Source organism: Dactylosporangium darangshiense, from assembly GCF_039537565.1.
Taxonomy (GTDB): Bacteria; Actinomycetota; Actinomycetes; order Mycobacteriales; family Micromonosporaceae; genus Dactylosporangium; species Dactylosporangium darangshiense.
Genome location: NZ_BAABAT010000091.1, coordinates 1 through 18,237, shown reverse-complemented (window position 1 = coordinate 18,237; position 18,237 = coordinate 1). Strand labels below are relative to the sequence as shown.

17 protein-coding genes are annotated in these 18,237 nt (G+C 73.6%); 8 read left to right on the top strand and 9 right to left on the bottom strand.

Going from position 1 to position 18,237, the window contains the following annotated elements; all coding sequences use genetic code 11:
* The 3 genes from ABD901_RS56705 to ABD901_RS56695 form a co-directional block, all read left to right on the top strand.
* Positions 1–275, top strand: a 275-nt coding sequence (locus ABD901_RS56705) for a chitinase (protein ID WP_345124557.1), incomplete at its 5' end; no start/stop codon positions are given.
* Positions 276–402: 127 nt separating this feature from the next.
* Complete coding sequence (locus ABD901_RS56700; protein WP_345144366.1) at positions 403–1,143, top strand: VOC family protein; 741 nt, start codon at positions 403–405, stop codon at positions 1,141–1,143.
* Between the two features lie 69 nt (positions 1,144–1,212).
* A complete protein-coding gene (locus ABD901_RS56695) occupies positions 1,213–1,599 on the top strand; it encodes a VOC family protein (protein ID WP_345144364.1) in 387 nt (128 codons plus the stop codon).
* A 114-nt stretch (positions 1,600–1,713) separates the two neighbouring features.
* Here ABD901_RS56695 and ABD901_RS56690 read toward each other — a convergent pair whose 3' ends face one another.
* A complete protein-coding gene (locus tag ABD901_RS56690) occupies positions 1,714–2,346 on the bottom strand; it encodes a dTMP kinase (protein ID WP_345144362.1) in 633 nt (210 codons plus the stop codon).
* Between the two features lie 50 nt (positions 2,347–2,396).
* Positions 2,397–2,966: a TetR/AcrR family transcriptional regulator gene (locus ABD901_RS56685; protein WP_345144360.1), complete on the bottom strand. Its 570-nt coding sequence runs from the start codon at positions 2,964–2,966 to the stop codon at positions 2,397–2,399.
* Positions 2,967–3,076: 110 nt separating this feature from the next.
* Here ABD901_RS56685 and ABD901_RS56680 point away from each other — a divergent pair, with 110 nt between their 5' ends.
* Positions 3,077–3,793: an MBL fold metallo-hydrolase gene (locus ABD901_RS56680; protein WP_345144358.1), complete on the top strand. Its 717-nt coding sequence runs from the start codon at positions 3,077–3,079 to the stop codon at positions 3,791–3,793.
* A gap of 67 nt (positions 3,794–3,860) precedes the next feature.
* Here ABD901_RS56680 and ABD901_RS56675 read toward each other — a convergent pair whose 3' ends face one another.
* Entirely contained in the window at positions 3,861–4,739 is an 879-nt protein-coding gene (locus tag ABD901_RS56675) for a LysR family transcriptional regulator (RefSeq protein WP_345144356.1), read from the bottom strand.
* A gap of 61 nt (positions 4,740–4,800) precedes the next feature.
* On the opposite strand from ABD901_RS56675, the gene ABD901_RS56670 reads away from it, so the two are divergent.
* Positions 4,801–5,661 carry an LLM class F420-dependent oxidoreductase gene (locus ABD901_RS56670; RefSeq protein WP_345144354.1) on the top strand — a complete coding sequence of 287 codons (861 nt, stop codon included), beginning with the start codon at positions 4,801–4,803 and terminating at the stop codon, positions 5,659–5,661.
* Here the strand turns inward: ABD901_RS56670 and ABD901_RS56665 are convergent, their stop codons facing one another.
* From ABD901_RS56665 to ABD901_RS56640, 6 genes are all read right to left on the bottom strand, one after another.
* Entirely contained in the window at positions 5,662–6,447 is a 786-nt protein-coding gene (locus ABD901_RS56665) for a class I SAM-dependent methyltransferase (RefSeq protein WP_345144368.1), read from the bottom strand. It lies immediately after the preceding gene.
* A 66-nt stretch (positions 6,448–6,513) separates the two neighbouring features.
* Entirely contained in the window at positions 6,514–7,029 is a 516-nt protein-coding gene (locus ABD901_RS56660; protein WP_345144352.1) for a hypothetical protein, read from the bottom strand.
* A gap of 109 nt (positions 7,030–7,138) precedes the next feature.
* On the bottom strand, positions 7,139–8,029 hold the full coding sequence (locus ABD901_RS56655; protein ID WP_345144350.1) for an SDR family oxidoreductase: 891 nt from the start codon (positions 8,027–8,029) through the stop codon (positions 7,139–7,141).
* 19 nt (positions 8,030–8,048) lie between these two features.
* Positions 8,049–11,378: an ATP-binding protein gene (locus tag ABD901_RS56650; RefSeq protein WP_345144348.1), complete on the bottom strand. Its 3,330-nt coding sequence runs from the start codon at positions 11,376–11,378 to the stop codon at positions 8,049–8,051.
* A 36-nt stretch (positions 11,379–11,414) separates the two neighbouring features.
* Positions 11,415–12,452: an FAD-dependent oxidoreductase gene (locus ABD901_RS56645; RefSeq protein ID WP_345144346.1), complete on the bottom strand. Its 1,038-nt coding sequence runs from the start codon at positions 12,450–12,452 to the stop codon at positions 11,415–11,417.
* 18 nt (positions 12,453–12,470) lie between these two features.
* Positions 12,471–14,444 carry a PPC domain-containing protein gene (locus ABD901_RS56640; RefSeq protein ID WP_345144344.1) on the bottom strand — a complete coding sequence of 658 codons (1,974 nt, stop codon included), beginning with the start codon at positions 14,442–14,444 and terminating at the stop codon, positions 12,471–12,473.
* Between the two features lie 177 nt (positions 14,445–14,621).
* On the opposite strand from ABD901_RS56640, the gene ABD901_RS56635 reads away from it, so the two are divergent.
* Genes ABD901_RS56635 through ABD901_RS56625 form a run of 3 tightly spaced genes read left to right on the top strand, consistent with a single transcriptional unit; the run spans position 14,622 to position 17,972 of the window.
* Positions 14,622–15,590 (top strand): phosphotransferase family protein, encoded by a 969-nt coding sequence (locus ABD901_RS56635; RefSeq protein WP_345144342.1) that lies wholly within the window; start codon positions 14,622–14,624, stop codon positions 15,588–15,590.
* A 46-nt stretch (positions 15,591–15,636) separates the two neighbouring features.
* Positions 15,637–17,412: a PAS domain-containing protein gene (locus tag ABD901_RS56630; RefSeq protein WP_345144340.1), complete on the top strand. Its 1,776-nt coding sequence runs from the start codon at positions 15,637–15,639 to the stop codon at positions 17,410–17,412.
* 8 nt (positions 17,413–17,420) lie between these two features.
* Positions 17,421–17,972 carry a GNAT family N-acetyltransferase gene (locus tag ABD901_RS56625; protein ID WP_345144338.1) on the top strand — a complete coding sequence of 184 codons (552 nt, stop codon included), beginning with the start codon at positions 17,421–17,423 and terminating at the stop codon, positions 17,970–17,972.
* Positions 17,973–18,237: the final 265 nt, after the last annotated feature.

Genomic DNA, 18,237 nt, shown 5'->3' with positions numbered 1-18,237 from the left:
GCGTCGACCTGCTCAACAACCCCGACCTCGTGGCCACGAACTCCTCGATCTCCTGGCAGACCGGCCTGTGGTACTGGATGACCGGCACCGGCAACGCGGGCACGACGTCCCACAACGCGATGGTGAACGGCCAGGGCTTCGGCACCACGATCCGCGCGATCAACAGCATCGAGTGCAACGGCGGCAACACCGCGCAGATGCAGAGCCGGGTCAACCTCTACAACCAGTTCGTCGGCATTCTGGGTGTCCCCGCAGGCGGCAACCTGACCTGCTGACGCGCACGAGCACGCCCGCTGCATCGATGATGCAGCGGGCACCGCGCGCCCCGGTGTTCATGTGCGCGATGGTCGCGGGTTTGGCAGACTGCTTCGTTGCCCGCCCCGTCGAACAGTGAGGCGCTGCATGCTTGACGACGGTGTCCCGCCCAACGAGACCATCGTGCCGATGCTGCCCTGTGTGGCGCAGGAGGAGACCCTGGCCTTCTGGCGCGCTCTGGGTTTCGCCGTGGACTACGAACAGACGAAGCCCTACCTGTACCTGGCCTTCCGGTGGCGCGGATTCGAGCTGCACTACGGGCGCGCGGCCAGCACCGTGGACCCGTCGCTGGAGAACACCGGCGGATGCCTGGTCCTGGTCGATACGGTCGCGCCGTACCACGCAGCCTTCGCCGAGGCGATGCGCCGCACGTACGGCAAGGTGCTCGCCAAGGGGCTCCCTCGGATCACGCGCTACCGGCCCGGCGCCTCACGGTTCACCATCATGGACCCGTCGGGAAACTCGATCATCTTCATCCAGCGCGACGAGCCGGCCGAAGTGGAGTACGGCGGCTCCAAGCGGTTGCAAGGGCTCGCCCGCGTGCTGGACAACGTGCGGATCCTGCGCGAGTTCAAGAACGACGACCGGGCCGCCTTCCGCGCATTGCAATCGGGACTGCGCCGCCACGGCGACAGCGCACCGGCCGCGCAGCAGGCAATGGCGCTGGCCGTGCTCATCGAGCTGTCGACGGCGCTGGAGGAGCCGGAACGCGTCCCGGAGTGGGGCGCCAGGCTCCGGCAACTCAGCCTGACCACGCAGGAGCGCCGTCAGGTCGAGTCCGCCGTCGCCGACCCCACGCTGCTCGAGCGCTGGATGCACACCACGTAGTGCCCGTCTCGCGGCACGTTCTGGCGTGGAAAGCGTTGCCGGCCGGCCGTACCACGGCATGATCGAGCCATGGAGATACTCAGTAGCCGTATCCTGCTACGCCCGTCCGACCCGGAACGCAGTCGCCGCTTCTACCGGGACATCCTTGGACTCGCGGTCCATCGCGAGTTCGGGCCGGCTGAGAACCCGGGGCTGGTCTTCTTCCTTGGCCAAGGACTGCTCGAGGTGTCCGGTACATCCCACGACGGGCCAGGAGGGCCGCTGCGGATCTGGCTGCAGGTCCGCGACGTACGAGCCGAGCACGAACGACTTGCGGCGGCGGGAGTGACGGTCACGCGTGAACCCCGGCCAGAGCCGTGGGGACTCGTCGAGATGTGGATCGAGGATCCGGACGGCGTGAGTATCGTGTTCGTCGAGGTCCCTGCCGACCACCCGCTGCGGCGCGACCCAAGGTGATCCTCCCGTCGCGCAGTCAACTCCGCGGCAACCCGCACCGAGCGCTCGACACGCGATCTGCGCATCGTGAATGAGCTACGGAGCGATCACGGCGGCCAGGCAGGACGGCGCGGCTCAGCCGATCGGCAGCAGGTACTGCACCGTCCTCGGCCGTCGGCCCGCCGGCCGGGCCAGCACCGCGCGGCGCAGGTCGGCCTGCACGGTCGCCGGGTCGGCGGCAGCGTCCACCACGGTGAAGTCGGGGGCCTCGGGCAGCGCGCGGTAGGCGTGGTCGCACGCCTTCAGGTAGTCCAGTTCCTCGTGGTCCTTGCCCCGCGCGTCGACTCGAGCTTGTGCCACCTCCGGCGGCACCGCAAGGTGGCAGATCAGGTCCGGCGCCGGGAACGCGGCGAACAGTAGGCGTGCCAACCGTGGCCGGCCGCCGCGCACGGTGATGCTCACGTACTGACATGCGGTGTGCCGGTCCATCACCGCCACCGTGCCGGTCAGCCGGGCCAGCAGTAGGGCGCGCGCGATGACCAGCCAACGCAGCGCCGTCTCGACCAGCAGGAACATCCGCACTCCGAGCAGGTGCTCAGCGTCGCGGCGGCCGAGCCACCGGGCCACCCGGCCGAAGAAGACGCGGCCGGCGGCGTTGCGGTGGTAGCTCGCCGGTGTGCCGGTCAGGGTGAGCCAGTCGGCGAGCCACTGAGCCTGCGTGCTCTTGCCCGAACCGTCGATACCGATCAGTGCTACTGTACGGATCACCGTCCCAACGGTAGCCCGTCAACGCCACACGACCACGCTATGAGCGCTGTTCAGTTCTGCGGCCGCCCGCCGAGTGCGTCGGTGAGACGAGCGATGCCGAACTCGTATGCCTGGTCGATGTCGCCGCCGAGCTTGAAAGCGCCGGCCAGCTCCATGCTGATGAATCCGTTTGCCCAGGCCGTGAGCGTGCGCGCGGCCTCCAGGGCGTGGTGTTCGCCGGCGAGGTTCACGGCCACCTGCATCACGGGCTCGATGGCGCGGGTGAGCGCTTCGGTGCTGGGCCCGTCGAGGTCGGGTCTCGGTGCGAAGATCAGCCGGTAGCCCATCGGCCGGGCGTGCGCGAACGCGCGGAAGGCCCGGGCCAGCTCGGCCAGGTCGCGGCGCGGATCGGTGCCCGCACCGATCGTCGTCAGCCGTTCGCCGAGGTCGCGGACGGTGGCTTCGGTGATGAGGCGCACCAGGTCGTCGCGGTTGCGCACACGTTTGTACAGCGACGGCGCGCGCACGCCGACCCGGTCGGCGACGGCCTGCATGGTCAGGCCGGCGATACCCGCTGACTCCAGGATGTCGCGTCCGGCCTGGACGATCGCTTCGAGCGAGGTCCGATCAGGCGTCGGCATGCCACTTCCTCCGGATCGCGGGGTCACACCCATGGCTATTGACCGTAGCCATGATGGCTACATAGGATAGCTATCATGCTGACGATAGCAATCCCGGCGCAGGTACGGCGATGAGGCTCGCACCGCACCTGCACCGCATCGGCAACGACATCGTGGCCGCCTACCTCGTCGACACGGACGAAGGCGTGACCGTCATCGACGCCGGCATGACCGGACACTGGCACGACCTGCAGGCCGAACTCGCCGACATGGGCCGATCGGTCAACGACATCCGGGGCGTCGTCCTCACCCACGGCGACAGCGACCACCTCGGGTTCGCCGAGCGGCTCCGGCGCGATCACGATGTCCCGGTGTACATCCATGAGGCCGACGCCGCCCGCGCGCGAGGCGAGGTCAAAGCCGACAATTCGTGGGGACGCATGAAGCTCGGCGCGACGGTCGGCTTCTTCTGGTACGCGATGCGCAAGGGCGGACTTCGCACCACCCACCTCACCGAGGTCGTCGCCGTGCACAACGGCCAGGTGCTCGACCTGCCCGGCGCGCCACACATCATCGGCATGCCGGGCCACTCGCCGGGCAGCGTCGCCATCCACGTGCCCGTCGCCGACGCAGTCTTCGTCGGCGACGCAATGACCACCCGGCATGTACTGACCGGACAGCGCGGCCCGCAACCGGCACCATTCACCGACGATCCGCACCAGGCACTGGCGTCGCTGCACCACCTCGAAAGCGTTCAGGCATCGTGGGTGCTGCCGGGCCACGGCACACCATGGTCCGGCGGAGTCGCCGAGGCGATCCGCACGATCAGGACCGTCGCCGGAACCTGAAACGGACCCATCGCACACGTTCCACAGCAGGCGGCCGGTGCCGAGCGTGCCGGGCGGATCTCGGGGCTCATGCGCATCGGCAACATGCCGCGGTGAAGATGTGCACCGCCTCGCGGGTGTCGCCGGTGCGCCAGACCACCGCGAGCTGGCTCGGTGACAGTCCGGTGACGGGGCGGAAGACGAGGTCGTCGCGTTGGTACAGTTCGGCGTTGCCGGCCGCCAGCAAGGCCACGCCGTGGCCGGCCGCCACCGCCTCGAAGGTCTCGTCCGCGGTTCCCGCCGTCATCGCCACCGTCGCGGGGGTGTCGCGGTGGTCGGCGGCCAGCCAGAAGTCGCGCAGCGCCGGGGAGCTGGCCGGCAGGGCCACGAACGGCTCGGCGGCGAGCTCCGCGAACGGGACGCGCTTGCGGCGCGCCAGGCGGTGGCCGAGCGGCAGCGCGACCCAGCGGTCCTCGACGGTGACGACCTTCGAGGACAGCGTGTCGTCGGCCGGGAGCGGCAGCCACGCGATCGCGACGTCGACCTCGTCCGCGTCGAACCCGACGCTCGGGTCGGCCCACGGGATCTGGCGGAACGTCAGCCGCCACCCGGGCAGGTCCTGCGCCATGCGCGCGGTCACCGCCGGGATCAGGCCGCGCCCGATGCTGGTCTGGAAGCCGACGGTCAGCGTTGTGTCCGATGTGGACGCCGCCGTCGTGACCGCCCGGCGGGCCTGGTCCCACTGGACGATCAGCTGTTGTGCGTGTGGCAGCAGGGCGGCGCCGGAGGCGGTCAGGCCGATCGTGCGCCCGCGATCGAACAGCGATGTGCGCAGGGTGCGCTCCAGCTGGCGGATCTGCTTGCTCAGCGCGGGTTGCGACAGGTGCAGGCGGTTGGCCGCGCGGGTGAAGCTGAGCTCTTCGGCGACGGCCACGAAGTACCGCAGGTCCCGCACGTGCACATCCATAACCAAAGGTTATAGCGGTCGGTCTTGGACCGGAGGCCGGGACGACGCGCAGGATGGAGGCGTGGAACTCGGCGTCAACGGACTCAACGCGAAGGCGGCCATCGGCCCGCGGGCGACGGCTCGGCTGGCCCGGCTGGCGGAGGAGCTCGGCTACCGCTCGTGGTGGGCCGGAGAGCACGTGGTGCTGCCCAGCCCACGCACTCCCGAGTCGCCGATGGCCCCGACCGATCCGATCGTGGATCCGCTGGTGCACCTGGCGTATGTGGCCGCCGTGACGACAACGATCCGGCTGGGCACGGCCGTGGTGATCCTGCCGCAGCGCAACCCGGTGGTCCTGGCGAAGCAGGCGGCCAGCCTCGATGTGCTCAGCGGCGGGCGGCTGACGCTCGGGGTCGGCGCCGGCTACCTGGAGCCGGAGATGACTGCGGTCGGCGTGCCGATGGCCGGCCGGGGGCGGCGCACCGACGAGTACATCGACGCGATGCGCGCCCTGTGGACGGAGGAGGCGCCGGCGTACCACGGAACGTTCGTCTCCTTCGCCAAGGTCGACGCTCACCCGCGCCCGGGCGGCGAGACGGTCCGGGCGATCCCGATCGTGATCGGCGGCCACAGCCCGGCGGCGTTCCGGCGGGCGGTCTTGCGGGGCGACGGATGGTTCGGCAACGGCGACTCCCCGGCGGATCTGCGCCGGCATCTCGCCGGGCTCGCCGAGGCGGCGCGGCTCGCGGCCCGGCCGCCGCGGCTGGGCCGGCTGGAGATCACCTGGATGCAGCTCGGGCCGCTCTCGGCCGGGCAGATGGAGCAGTACGCGGAGCTGGGGGTGGATCGGCTGGTGGTGTATCCGCTGCCGCTCGAGGACCCGGACGACGTCGCGCGGTTCCTCGAGCGCCACGCCATCAGCCGGCTCCTCGATCACGAATAGTCACACCTGGCGCACGCGCAACACGCCCGTCAGCATCGGGAGGGTGAACTCGCCGCCGGCGGTCTCCGGCCGGCTCGCGAGGAGATCGTGAATCCGCCCGAGCGTGGCCTCTCGGTCCTGGTCCGGCATGACCAGCACCCCCGCGCGCGTCGCGATGGTCTCGACGAGCGAGCCGGCGGTGCGGAGCTGGCCGTGCGCGAACTCGGCCTGCTCCGGCGAGCCGAACCGGGCGGCCGCGCCGTCGTCGGGTAGGTGCAGGCCCGCCGTCGCGGCGCGCCAACTGCTGAACGTGTCGCGCGGCCCGATCGCGGCGCTGCCGCCGACCCGCTCGAGCTCGGCGACCCAGTCGACCCGGTCGTCCATGACGTTCCACAGGCCGGCCAGGATGCCGCCGGGCGCGAGGACCCTGGCGATCTCGGCGCCCGCGACGGCCATGTCGAACCAGTGCAGGGCGTTGCCGGCCACCACGACGTCGACGGACGCGTCCGGCAGCGGGATCGACTCGGCGCTGCCGGGCAGCGCGCGGACGGCCGGCAGTGCGCGGCGCAGCTCGGTCAGCATGGACGGGTCGGGCTCGACCGCGATGACGTCGATGTCGGCGTCCAGGGCGACGAGCGAGCCGGTGAGCTTGCCGGTGCCGGCGCCGAGGTCGAGCACGCGCGGGCCGGGTGCGGGCTCCAGGGCCCAGCGCAGAGCGGCCGGCGCATAGTCGGGGCGGTGCTCGGCGTATGCGACCGCCGCCGCGCCGAATGACGAAGCGTGGAGTCGCTGCACGTCCTGTTCCATGGTCACCTCAACGTTCGTCGATGTCGTCCCGGGATGTCCAGGCCACCGCGACGGTGGCGGTCAGCATCAAGGCCGCCGGCCCTGCAGAACCGCGGTCTCGCCGGTTGTCTCGTCCGTCACGTGGACGCGGTGGCCGTCCGGTGGGCGGTGGCGCGGCGTGGCCAGGACCGCGCGGAGGCGGGGCACGCCGTCGCGCCACCACTGCGAGGCGGGGGTGCCGAACAGGGAACCTTCGAGCTCGGAGTGGACGGTCACCGTCAAGGCGGTCCACACGTAGTGGCCGTCGGTCAGGGCCGGGGTGGTCGGCGGGGCGGTGTCGACCGTGGTCGAGCGGGCCAGCTCGGTGTACCACATCCCGGCCCTGATCACGTCGGCGAGCGGGCGCTGCGGGTCGGCGGCCGGTGCGGTCACGCGGGCGCCGCGCACCGTGGCGGACAGGGCGCCGTCGCGGTGCAGGACCAGGTCGACCCGCGGCTCGTCCTCGGCCAGGCGCAGCAGGTCGGCGGCCGTCCAGGCCGCGATGACCAGGGGCCAGTCGGCGGCGGGGAACGCGCCGAAGTACATGCCCGGCGTTGCCTTCACGGCGTCGGCAACGGAACGTACCCGAGAGCGCAGGCGCGGTAACCCAATGTCAGCCACGGCGACGATTGTGGCAGTCGCACCCGTCAATGCGCAGCCCACCCGACGGGATTTAACAAACGGACCAGGCGGACGCCATGTCGCGGGCGTACTCTGCGTAAGCCCTCGGGGGGCGGCCCAGCAGGCGGGTCGTGGCGGCCACGTCGGCGGGCGATGTTGCGAAGCCGTGGCGGCCCAGGAAGGCATAGGACCGCTTGAAGTCCTCGAGCTTCGGGCCGGACAGGCGGCGCGACAGCACGGCCTGCCAGTCGCCGTCGCCCTCGTAGGCGACCGGGCGACCCAGTGCGGCCGACCAGGTGCGCGCGGCCTCGATGCCGCCGACCGACGCCGGGCCGGCGATCGTGTAGCCGCCGGACGGGAACTCGGGCTCGGTCATGGCGCGGGTGATGATGACGGCGGCGTCGCGCAGGTCGACACGGTTGAGGCCCTTCGGGTGGGCCGGCAGCGGGTAGCGGCCGTCGAGGATGTCCTCGCGGACGATCTCGTCGTTCTGGTAGAAGTTCGTCACCGCGAACACGACCGGGCGGGCCGTAGACGAGATCATCCGGACGCCGATGCGCAGCTTGCCGCGGTAGTGCGGGACCATCAGGCCGAACAGGGTGCGCATCGCCCAGCGGTGCAGCGCGGTGCGGCCGTCGGCGTAGACGCCGGCGAAGATCAAGCGCACGCCGAGGCGCTCGCAGGTTGCGGCGAAGCGCTCGGCCATCGCGACCTCGTCCGGGTCGTGCGGCGAGACGTACAGCGCCGCCGTCACGCCGGTCAGGGCCGTCGCCACGGCCGCGGGGTCGCGCAGGTCGCCGTACACCGGGTCGGCGCCGGCCGGCAGGGCCGCCGCGCGGGAGGCGTCGCGGACCAGCGCCCGCACCGGGTGGCCGTGGCGGACGAGCTCCGCCACCACCGGCGCGCCGATGCTGCCCGTCGCGCCGCACACCAGAACCGTCATCTCCATGCTCCTCAAATCCTCACTCGGAATGTCGGAGCTCACCGTGCCCGAAGGTGCTTGAGAACCACTTGGCTACCACTGGGATGTCCCAGTCGGCCATGAGCGCCTCGGCGTCGCGGGCGTGGCGCTCGGCCGCGGTCGCGTCGCCCGACGCCGCTGCGGCCAGGGCCAGGTAGGCGTCGACCGGGCCGATCGGGGCGGCCGAGCCGGCGACCGCGACCCGGCCGGCCATCGGGGCCAGGCGCCGGTACACCTCCGCGGCCAGCGCCGGGCGCGACACGGCGAAGGCGCCGTAGGCGGTCACCGACAGGTCGAACGGCGCCGACCACGAGGTGGCGTCCGGCGACTGCGGGAGGCGGTCGACGACCTCGGCGGCCTCCTCGAGGTTGCCGGCATGCAGCAGGAGCAGCAGGTAGGCCGTGGCGGCCATCCGCGGCGCGGCCTCGTAGACGGGGCGCAGCGCCGCCACCACCTCGCCGGCCCGGCCCTGCCAGGCGCGCACGAGGGCGGGGACGAAGCCGAAGTACCGGCGGGCGGGCAGCAGGGTGCGCGAGCTGATGTCCGCCTGCTCCACCAGCAGCGCCTCGACCTCGTCGAAGCGGCCCTGCATCGCCCGCCACATCGTCTCGATGTTGTTGACCACGAGCAGCGGGAACGGCAGTCGCAGGCGTTCGGCCTCGGCGCGCGCCTCGGCGGTGGCGCGCCACATGGCCTCGATGCGGCCGGTCTGCTGCGCGGCGGCCGCACGGTACGTCAGCAGCCGCGCCCGGGCCTCCCGGCGCGCCGGCGACCCGCCGAGCTCGGGCTGGGCGAGCGCCTCGCCGGTGAGTTCCCAGCGCCGCTCGGCGCCGTCCGGGCGCCAGCCGGCCTGGAAGGCGGCGCCGGCCGCCCACGCGAACAGGTCGGGATCGCCGAGGCGGCCGGCCATCGCGACGCCCTCGTCCACGAGCGGCTCGGCGTCCTCGGCGGCGTAGTACAGCTCCCCGGCGAGGGTGAGCAGCGCGCGGCAGCGCAGGTCGCCGTCGGCGCTGGGCAGGCCGCGCAGGACGCGGCGCAGGGCGGCGATCGCCGGGGCGTGCACGACGGGGTGGTCGCGGACGGTCCACATGGAGCCGTCGGGGGTGCGCACCGCGGCGCGGGCGAGGCGTTCGACGTCGCCGAGCTCGTCGGCGGCGGCGCAGGCCAGGTCGATCGCCTCGAGCTGGCCGTCGCGGTCGCCGACCCACTGGCAGGCGTCGGCGTGCGCCATGAGCAGGTCGTAGCGGTCGGCGGCGGTGGCGGCGCGGTCGCGGGCCTGCGCGGCACGGGCGGCGGCGAGCAGGGCGACGGCCTCCTCGTGGCCGTGCAGGGCGCGGGCGCGCTCGGCGGCGCGGGCGGCGGCCCGCCAGGCGGCGCCGGCGTGTGACGGGCCGGCGGCGAGCCAGTGCCGGGCCGCCTCCGACGGGTGGCCGTCCTGCAGGGCGGCGGCGATCGCGGCGTGGCGGCGGGCCCGGCGGGTGGCCGGCTGCGACTCGTACACCATGTCGCGCACCAGCGCATGCGAGAACCGGAACCGCCCCGGCTCGGCGTCCTCGACGACGATCCCGTCCGCGAGCGCCGGGTCGAGGTCGTCGAGCGCGTCGTCGGGGTCGGCCCCGGCCGCGGCGGCGAGCGCGTCGAGGTCGAACTCGCGGCCGACGACCGCCGCCCAGCGCAGCAGCTGCCGCGCCGCCTCCGGCAGCCGGGCGATCCGCCGGGCCAGGACGTCGCCGATGGCGCCGGGAACGCCGGGCGCGGAGCGCAGCAGCTCGACGACGAAGAACGGGTTGCCGCCGGTGCGCTCGCGCAGGTCCGCGACCCGCTCGGCGGGCGCCGGCCTGCCGGTCGCGGCCCGGGCCAGCTCGGCGACGGCGTCGCCGGGCAGGCCCACCAGGTCGAGGCGCAGGGCGTGGCGGCGGCCGAGGCCCACGCCGGCCTCGGCGAGCATGCCGCTCGGCTCGGGCAGGGCGCGTCGGGTGGCGACGAACGCGATGCGGGCCTCGCCGAGGTGGTCGGTGAGGTGGCGCAGCAGCCGCAGCGAGGAGGCGTCGGCCCAGTGCAGGTCGTCGAGCAGCACCAGCAGCGGCGTGCGGGCGGCCGCGGCGGCGAGCACCCGGGCGACGGCCTCGAAGATCTCGAACCGCTCGGCCTCCACCGACGCGCCGCCGCGGGCGGCGCCGGGCTGGCCCGTGGGCAGCAGCGCGGCGTCGGGGCCGGCGAGCTCGCGCAGCACGTCGGCGCCGAGCTCGGCGGCGAGGTCGCGCAGCACGCGCGTCCACGGCCAGAACGGCGGGGCGCCCTCGTCCTCGGAGCAGCGCCCGGTCAGCACCGCAATGCCGCCCGCGGCCGCGAGCCGGGCCGCCTCGGCGGCGAGGCGGGACTTGCCGATGCCGGGCTCGCCGACGAGCAGCGCGAAGCGGGTCCGCCCGGCCTTGGCCTCCTCCAGCAGCCCGGCGAGCGCACCCACCTCGGCGTCGCGCCCCACCAGCGTCCCCCCAGCGAGGACCACCGGCTCCTTCAAGAAGACAGGCCCAAGATCCTGCTGCAGAACCGCGAGCTCCGTGGCGCGCAGCGAAGGGCCGGGGTCGACGCCGAGCTCCTCGGCCAGAGTGCGCCGGATCTGCTGCAGCGCGTCGAGGGCCTCGGCCTGGCGGCCGCCGCGGGCCAGGGCGAGCGCCCGCAGGGCCCACAGGCGTTCACGCAACGGGTGCTGGCGCGTCTCCGCGCCGAGGTCGGCGGCCACCGTGGCGTGCTGGCCGAGCACCAGGCGTACCAATGCGAGATCCTCGGTCGCGACGAGCCGCAGCTCGGTGAGGCGGGCGCGCTCGGCCACCACGGGGGCGGCGTCGTCGAGCTCGATGAACGGCGTGCCGCGCCACAGCGCGAGGGCGCCGGCCAGCCGGTCGGCGAACTCGGCCAGCTCGGCGTGGCCCAGCCCGGGCGGGACGGAAGGCAGGTCGGCGGGGTCGGCGAGGCGGCGGTGCGCGTCGTCGACGGCGGCGGCGAAGCGAGCGGCGTCGAGGTCGTCGTCGGCGAGGCGCAGCGCGTAGCCGGGCGCGACGGTGACCAGCACCGACGGGCGGCCCCGGGCGGCGCGGCCGGGCTCGACGACCCGGCGCAGGCCGGCGATGTACCCGTGCAGCGAGTTCAGCGGCGCCGGCGGCGGGCGCTCGCCCCACAGCAGGTCCACGAGCGCGTCGACGGCCACCGCCCGGGGCCGGAACAGCGCCAGGGCGGCGAGCACCGCCCGCTGCTTGTGCGTGCCGGCGTCGACGGGTTCCCCGCCGGCACCGGCCACGACTTCGAGGGGTCCCAGTACCGCGACGCGCATCCGCGCACCCTACGGCCCGCCCGGCGCCCAGCGCTGTCAGGAAACCGCGGCGAGCGAGCGCACCGCGTCACGACCGGCCCGGTTGGCGCCGACGGTGCTGGCCGACGGGCCGTAGCCGACGAGGTGCAGGCGCGGCTCGCGAACGACCCGGGTGCCGGCCATGCGGATGCCGCCGCCGGGCTCGCGCAGGTGCAGCGGCGCGAGGTGGGCCAGGTCGGCACGGAAGCCGGTGGCCCAGATGACGGCGTCGAACGGCTCGAAGCGCTCGCCCCACATCGCGCCGCCCGGCACGAGCCGGTCGAACATCGGGTGGCGGACCAGCGTGCCGCGGCGCAGCGCCTCGCGGGCCAGCGCCGTGTAGCCCAGGCCGGTGACGCTGACCACGCTGCGCGGTGGCAGGCCGGCCTCGACCCGCTCGGCGACCTGCGCGACCACCTGCCGGCCGTAGTCCTCGCTGAACTCGCCGTCGTGGAAGACCGGCTCGCGGCGGGTCACCCAGTAGGCGCCGGGCAACTCGGCCAGGACGTGGACGGCGGAGTTGCCGCCGCCGACGACGAGCACGCGCTGCCCGGCGAACTCCTCCGGGCCGCGGTAGTCGGCGTAGTGCAGCCGGCGGCCGGCGAAGTCGGCGATGCCGGGGTAGTACGGGATGTAGGGCGCGCGCCAGGTGCCGGTGGCGTTGATGACGGACCGGGCGTCCCACTGCCCGGCGGCGGTGTGCACCCGCAGGCCGTCGTCGATGCGGGTGACGGCGCGCACCGGGGCCGGGCGCAGCACGGGCAGGTCGAACGCGAGCTCGTAGTCGCGGAAGTACGCCGGGACGACGTCGGCCGCCGCGCCGGACGCCGGCGGGCGGAAGGCCATGCCGGGCAGGTCGAAGATTCGGTGCAGCGACTCGACGCCGAGCGACGGCGAGCGTCGCGCCCAGGCGCCGCCCGGCCGGTCGCCGGCGTCGAGCACGACGAACGACAGACCGCGCCGGCGCAGCCAGTAGGCCGCGGACAGCCCGGCCTGTCCCGCCCCGATCACCACCACGTCCACGGCGGGTAGAACCCCGCCGTGGACGCGTGCCATACCGGCCGGTGACGGACCTTACTTCGCCTTGCCCTTCACCAGGGCCCAGGCGGTCGTGTTGAGGGTGTCCTCGACGCCGGCGAGGCCCTCGTCGGGGGTGTAGACGTCCTCGCCGAAGTCGTAGTCGACGTCGTCGGCGGTGCCGCCGATGTTGTCCGGGCCCACGCCGAACAGGCCCGGGAAGGCGCCGCCGGCGTCCATGAGGTTGGGCGTGGCGTTGAGCGGGTCGGTGTGGAAGCTGCCGTAGAGGTGCCCGGCCTCGTGGCTGATGACGTTGCCCAGCGCCCGGCCGATGAACTTGATCTTGTTGCTGGCCGGGGTGATGTACGTGTTGAGCGAGGCGTCGCCGGTCGGGTCGCTGAGCACGTCGAGCAGCACCAGCGCGGTGTCCTCGGTGGCGTAGTTGCCGGGGTCGATGTACTGCGCGATGCCGATCGTGTCGATGCCCGACTCGGCGATCGTGCCGCCCACGACGATCCGGTGGACGTTTGGCTTGCCGAACGCGTCCGGGTTGTCGCGGCTGTTGAGGATCGTCAGCCCCACCCGCGGGTCGGTGCCGCGGGCCTTCGCGTCGGCCAGGATGTTCTCCCGCACCGCCGCGATGACCTGGTCGATCACCTTGTCCTCGTCGGCGGCGGTGAGACCCCACTTGCCGAGGAAGCCCTGCAGCGGGCTCAGCGTGCGCACGCCCGGGCCGCCGAAGATGGCGGTGTTGATGCGGGCGCCGTCGAAGTCGAGGAACAGCGTCTGCGTCGTGCCCTGCTCGAGGGCCTCCGGCCCGGGCCGGTACGCCTCGACGGTGACGTCGTACTGGCCGGTGCCGCTGCCGCCGACCTCGAGCGTGTACCGCCCGTCGCGGGGCGTTACGTAGGACACGACCGCGTTGCCGCCGCCGGGCAGCGGCGCGTTGGGCGCGTAGATGAAGCTCGCGTCCTGCTCGGAGCCGAACACGACGCGCCCGCCCGGGTCGCGCACGGTCAGGCGGGTGCCAAGGCCGGTCACCGAGGCGCCGAGCACGTCGCCGGCGACGAGGTCGACGGCGTAGAAGTCGAGGTCGGAGAAGACGAGGCTGGCCGACAGGCCGTAGGCGCCCTCCTTGCCCGCGCCCAGGCCGCTGCCGGAGTCGAAGGGGTCCTCGGGCAGCACGGTGCCCAGGCCGTAGCCGGCGACCATCAGGTAGTAGTCGCCGCTGGCCGGGATCGTGAAGTCCAGCAGGCTGAGCAGGCCCGGGCCGCCGTCGTCGTCGGCGGCCACGACCGTGCCGGTGGCGTCGTAGAGCACCACGACGGTGTCGAGGTCGCCGGAGGTGGCGACGGTCAGCTGCTGCCCGGCCGAGGCGTGGACCGCGGAGAAGTCGAAGTCGCCGCTGGCGTCGCCGGCGCTGCCGTGCGGGCCGTCGCCGATCGTGCCGGTGGTGGTGTAGGCGTTGCGCACGCTGCCCAGGCCGAACTCGTGTGCGAGGGTGATCGAGCCGTCGTCCTCGGTCGACGGGCTCTGCGCCGAGGGCGTGGCGACCTCCGGCGAGAACTCGCCGAGGACGCGGACGCGGTTGTTGAGCTTCTTACCGGTGCCGAAGCCCTTGATGAGCTCGGCGGTGGCGTGCGAGTCATTGCTGCCGTGCGTGCCCTTCGGCTCCGCCTCGTCGTGCACCAGCGGCGGGGTCGCCGCGGCGAGCGAGTTGCGCAGCGGGGCCTTCTGCTGCGACCGGGCCTGGCCGGCCGCCTTGGCCTGCTCCGACCAGTAGTACTTGTCGACCTTCGACGGGTCGCGCAGCAGCGCGGTGTACGGGTTCGCCGCGCCGGTGGCCGCCAGCTTGCCGGCGGCGGTCTGCTTCGGCACGACCTGGATCCCGGCGGCGAGCTGCCGCTTGATCCCCGCCGCGAGGTCACCGTGCGGCGACGTTGGTGCCGCGGCCGCCGGTGCCTGTGCGATCACCACCGTGGAGCCGGCGATCAGGCCGGCCACGGCGATACTCGCGAGCCTTTTCCTCACTTGGCCTCCCCATTGAGTCAGGCGCTTTCGTGCACGTTATGACCAGCAAGGTCGACTGCACCACCCTTTCTGCCATTAAAAAGCCCCATCAATGTAAATTCCGATCATGACGGTGATGTCCGCCAATGCAGAACCGACGGGCATCCGGGCGCGGCGCGGCGAGCGTAAGGTGTGCGGATGTCCGCCGTCATCAGCCCGACGCAGCGCCAGCTGCGCCCCGAGGCCGTCGCCGCCCTGCTCCGCGAGCGTTTCGGCCGCATTGCCGTCCACTGTGGACCGCTCTCCGGCGGCACGTTCGCCGCCGTGTGGCGGGTCGTGCTCGACGACGGCACCGAGGCCGTCGTGAAGATCGGGCCGCCCGCCGGGGTGCCGCTGCTGCGCTACGAGCGGGGCGTCATCGCCGCCGAGGCCCGCTACTACCGGCTGGCCGGCGCGGCGGGCGGAGTGCCGGTGCCGGCCGTGCTCGACGCCGACGACGAGGTCGTCGTGGTCGGCCTGCTGCCGGGACGCCCGCTCACCGAGCTCGGTGCAAACCCGGAAGCCGAGGATTCGGTACGCCATGAGCTCGGCACGGCGCTGCGGCACCTGCACACCGTCACGAACGACCGGTTCGGCTACGACGGCGAGGGGCGCGCCGGCGGCGCCACCTGGCCGGACGCCTTCGCCGCGATGACCGCCGACCTGCTCGCCGACGCCCGCGACTGGGGCGTCGCGCTGCCGGTGCCCGACGCCGAGGTCATGGCGACCGTCGAGCGGCACGCCGGCGTCCTCGCCGAGGTCCGCCGGGCCTCGCTGGTCCACTTCGACCTGTGGGACGGCAACGTGCTGTGCGCCGACGGCCGGCTCACCGGGCTCGTCGACGGCGAGCGGTACTTCTGGGGCGACCCGCTCTACGACTTCGTCTGCACCGCGATCGGCCGGCGGATGGAGCACGAGCCGGGCCACCCGGTCCTGCGCGGGTACTACGGCACGGAAACGCACGATTTCACGGCGAGCGAGCGGGTGCGGCTCATGCTGTACCGAATCCAATTCTGTCTTCTGCTCCTGGCGGAGATGCCGAGCCGCGCCATGACCGGCGAGGTCGAGCGGGAACGCCGCGAATGGGTGATGCCGTGGCTGCTCGGCGACCTCGAGGGACTGCGCTGAGGACCGCCAATGTGATAAGAATCGTTATCCAACGGTGAGGGTTTCGATGGGCTTACTTGACGGAAGGCGACCCCTGATCGGCTACGCCGTGCTCATGGCGGGGCTGGCCGGCCTGCTCTTCCTCCGGCCCGGGCTGGACTCCGTCGCCTGGGCGGGCATCGGCCTGCTCGCCTCCGGCGCGATCGTCGTCGGCATCGTGCGCATCCGCCCGCAGCGCTCGGGCCCGTGGTGGGCCCTGGCCGCGTCACTGGTCGCGATGATGCTCGGCGACTTCGTCTACGGCCTCGTCACGCCCGACGGCGACCCGCCGGCCCTCGCGCAGCTGTCCTACCTGGCCATGTTCCCGATCGTGGCGATCGCGCTCATCGGCCTGACCCGCGAGAGCGTCTTCCTCGACGACCGCAGCCGCCTGCTCGACCTGCTCGCCCTCGGCACCACCGGGCTGCTGGCCAGCTGGGTGTTCATCGCCTCGCCGCGGATGGCCGGCGGCGGCATGACGGCCGCCGACTGGTCGATGCAGGCCGCGTTCACCCTCGGCGACGTCATCGTCCTGGTCGTCACGACCCGCCTGGTGACCGCCACACCCGGCAACGCCTCGGCGATCCTGCTCACGATCGGCGCGGCCGGCATGCTCGCCGGCGACGCCGCCTACGGTGTCGGGCAGGCCCGCGGCGGCCTGCAGCCCGGCGGCCCGGCCGACGCCGCCTACGTGCTGCTCTACGCCGCCTGGGGCGCCGCCGCGCTGCTGCCGTCGATGGCCCGGCTCACCGCTCCCCCGGCCGGCCCGGTGCGCCCCGCCCGCGAGCCGGTGCACGGCCTGGGCATGGCCCTGCTGCTGGCCTGCGTCGCGTTCGCACCCCTGGTCCTGCTCGTGCAGGCGCTCACCGGCGGCGTCCACGACGGCCCGGTCATCGCGGTCGCCTCCGGCATCACACTCGTGCTGCTCGTCGTGCGGCTCAGCGACGCCGTCGGCAAGCATGCCAGCGCCCTGCGCCGCGAGCGCGCCCTGCGCCAGGCCGGCACCGTCCTCGTCGGCGCCGCCGACGCCGGGCAGGTCGCCGACGCCGTGCGGGCCGCGGTGCGCACCCTGCTGCCCGAGGACGCACCGCACGACACCGTCGTCGACTTCAGCCTCACCGACCTGATGCCCCTTGGCGAGCTGTCCGCGCCGCGCATCCAGCCGGTCGCCGACATCCCGCCGCTGTGGAGCGCGCGCCTGGCCGGCCACGACCACGTGCTCGTGTGCCCGCTGGACGCCGGCGTGCTCTACGTCGCGGCGCCGCGGCGCGACCTGGTCACCGCGCTCGACGCCGTCTCCGTCGTGGCCGCACAGGCCGCGCTCGCCCTGGCCCGCATCGGCCTCACCGAGGCGGCGAGCCGCCGCGACAGCGACGAGTACCTGCGCGCGGTCACCGAGCACGGCACCGACGTCGTGCTCGTCCTCGACGACGACCAGCGCATCCGGTACACCAGCCCGTCCGTCGCCGACCTGCTGGGCATCTGGCCGACCCCGTTCGCCACGTTGCGCGAGATCGTCGCGCCCGAGGACCGCGAGCAGGTCCTGCGCACCGTCGAGCGGGCCCGCGCCGAGGACCGCGACGGCACCCGCGACCTGTGGAGCCTGCGCCGCCCCGACGGCACCCGCGTGCTCGTCGAGGTGATCTTCCGGGACCTGCGCGACGACCGCCTGGTCCGCGGCATGGTCGTCACCCTGCGCGACGTCAGCGAGCAGCGCCGCGCCGAGCACGAGCTGCTGGGCCGCGCCTTCTCCGACTCCCCCGCCGCCCAGAACCGCGACAGCTCCGCGCGCAAGTTCCACTGACCATGACCATGCGCGTCGTCACGGCCTGGGAGACCGCGCTGTCGGAGGCCGACCACGCGGCGCTCTCGGCCCTGCTGCAGGCGGCGTTCCCCGGCCCCGAGTTCGCACCCGACCGCTCCTGGCCGGCGTCCTGGGCGCGCAAGCAGGCCCGGATCTGGCTCGCCGACGCTGACGGCACCCCGCTGGCCCATCTGGGCATCGAGCGCCGCCTCGCCGGCACCGAGTCCGGCGAGGTCCTGATCGCCGGCGTCGGCGACGTGGCCGTCGCACCGAGCCACCACGGCACCGGCCTCGGCGCCGAGCTGATGCGCGCCCTCGACGCGCACCTGCGCGGCGGCCCGTTCGCCGCCGACTTCGGCTTCCTGCAGTGCCGCGAGGCGGTCGCCGGCTTCTACGCCCGGACCGGCTGGACCGCGGTCGCCAACCCCACCCGCCACCTCGCCGTGTCCGACGCCCGAACCGTCCGCGAGGGCCACTGGCCGACGTTCGTCCGCCCCGGCCGCCGCCCGCTGACGGACTGGCCCCCGGGCCTGATCGACCTGCGCGGCCTGCCGTGGTAGCCACCCGGCGAACGCCCGCCCAGCACTCGGCTCCCGGAATGCGCCGCCGGACGACCGCGCCGGGCGGTCCCGGCGGATCGGGGCGCCGGCCGGGATGATCGTGCGGCATGATGGCCCGCATGAACTCGGCGCCGCGGTGGCTTGAGTTGCCCTGTGTCAACCCCTGGGTCGGGCGGCCGTTGGTTGGTCTTGGTTGAGGAGGGTTTGGAGGGCGCCGTGGGCGGCTGGGTTGTAGGGGACGTTGTCTTGCCAGCAGCGCCAGATG

Coding starts and splice junctions, on each gene's coding strand:
- ABD901_RS56650 (WP_345144348.1), bottom strand. CDS start 11,378: ATGCGCGTCGCGGTACTGGGACCCCTCGAAGTCGTGGCCGGTGCCGGC.
- ABD901_RS56625 (WP_345144338.1), top strand. CDS start 17,421: ATGCGCGTCGTCACGGCCTGGGAGACCGCGCTGTCGGAGGCCGACCAC.
- ABD901_RS56685 (WP_345144360.1), bottom strand. CDS start 2,966: ATGCCGACGCCTGATCGGACCTCGCTCGAAGCGATCGTCCAGGCCGGA.
- ABD901_RS56695 (WP_345144364.1), top strand. CDS start 1,213: ATGGAGATACTCAGTAGCCGTATCCTGCTACGCCCGTCCGACCCGGAA.
- ABD901_RS56635 (WP_345144342.1), top strand. CDS start 14,622: ATGTCCGCCGTCATCAGCCCGACGCAGCGCCAGCTGCGCCCCGAGGCC.
- ABD901_RS56655 (WP_345144350.1), bottom strand. CDS start 8,029: ATGACGGTTCTGGTGTGCGGCGCGACGGGCAGCATCGGCGCGCCGGTG.
- ABD901_RS56665 (WP_345144368.1), bottom strand. CDS start 6,447: ATGGAACAGGACGTGCAGCGACTCCACGCTTCGTCATTCGGCGCGGCG.
- ABD901_RS56680 (WP_345144358.1), top strand. CDS start 3,077: ATGAGGCTCGCACCGCACCTGCACCGCATCGGCAACGACATCGTGGCC.
- ABD901_RS56700 (WP_345144366.1), top strand. CDS start 403: ATGCTTGACGACGGTGTCCCGCCCAACGAGACCATCGTGCCGATGCTG.
- ABD901_RS56630 (WP_345144340.1), top strand. CDS start 15,637: ATGGGCTTACTTGACGGAAGGCGACCCCTGATCGGCTACGCCGTGCTC.
- ABD901_RS56675 (WP_345144356.1), bottom strand. CDS start 4,739: ATGGATGTGCACGTGCGGGACCTGCGGTACTTCGTGGCCGTCGCCGAA.
- ABD901_RS56645 (WP_345144346.1), bottom strand. CDS start 12,452: ATGGCACGCGTCCACGGCGGGGTTCTACCCGCCGTGGACGTGGTGGTG.